Origin of the sequence: Vibrio makurazakiensis, from assembly GCF_050337375.1 — a bacterium.
Taxonomy (GTDB): domain Bacteria; phylum Pseudomonadota; class Gammaproteobacteria; order Enterobacterales; family Vibrionaceae; genus Vibrio; species Vibrio makurazakiensis.
Window position 1 is genome coordinate 1 of sequence record NZ_JAKJSW010000468.1, and the last position, 885, is coordinate 885.

Here is an 885-nt window from a genome sequence, read left to right on the forward strand (position 1 = left end):
GTAATAACATTGAAGACTATGTTGAATGGGCTTTTCTACGTTATCAAGCCTCAAGAAATATCGCATTCAGGCTTGGCAGAACCAGTACCGATCTCTATCTCCTATCTGAATATACACCCGTCGGTTATGCCTACACTTGGGCTCGCCCTCCGACCGAACATTACAGCCACTTAGGCTCCTTCTCCTACATCGATGGAGTGGATGCCTCGTACAGCAATAACATCCATGATGGGTTTCTTGATCTTCGTTTAGGTTATGGGTCGTCTACGGTAAAAATTGAAGCACAGAATGGAGAGCCCTTAGAGTTTAAATTAAACGATACCCTTTCAATGAGCGGTCTATACAGTACCAATTTCTGGAAAATTAAGTTAGCTGCGGCATTTACTAAACCAAGCGGTTTTAACAATGAAGGACAGCAGTTGCTTATCAATGGTTTGAACTCAATACCCAGTGCACTCTGGCCTCAAGCGGCTGGCCTAGCCGAACAATTCGCGTTTTCGGATAAAGAGATCCGTTACTACGCTGCTGGGTACGAAATCGAAATAGATCAGGTTACGCTAACAACCGAGTTTGCTTACACTGATCCCAACTGGGAAACCTACCCCGACTATGCGAGCGGCTATCTTAGCCTGGCATACAGGCTGAACGAGGTCACTTTATTTGGCGTGTATTCCAAAGTAAAAAACACTGATGACAAAATTTCAGTCACCGCCCCCACAAGCAATCCACTTTTACCTGAAGCGACTCAGACTCAACTAGAGCAGCTATGGCAAGGTGCAAATTACAATATTAATTACCGAACCATAGATCAGGATACGATCAGCGTAGGCGTCCGTTGGGATTTATATTCTCAATTGGCCTTGAAGGCTCAATATGACTATACAC

The 885-nt window shown here is 44.5% G+C and carries 1 protein-coding gene; it reads left to right on the forward strand.

Annotated features, from left to right (window positions below; all coding sequences use genetic code 11):
* A partial coding sequence (locus L4C33_RS22530; protein ID WP_428814595.1) for a hypothetical protein occupies positions 1-885 on the forward strand: 885 nt, incomplete at both ends.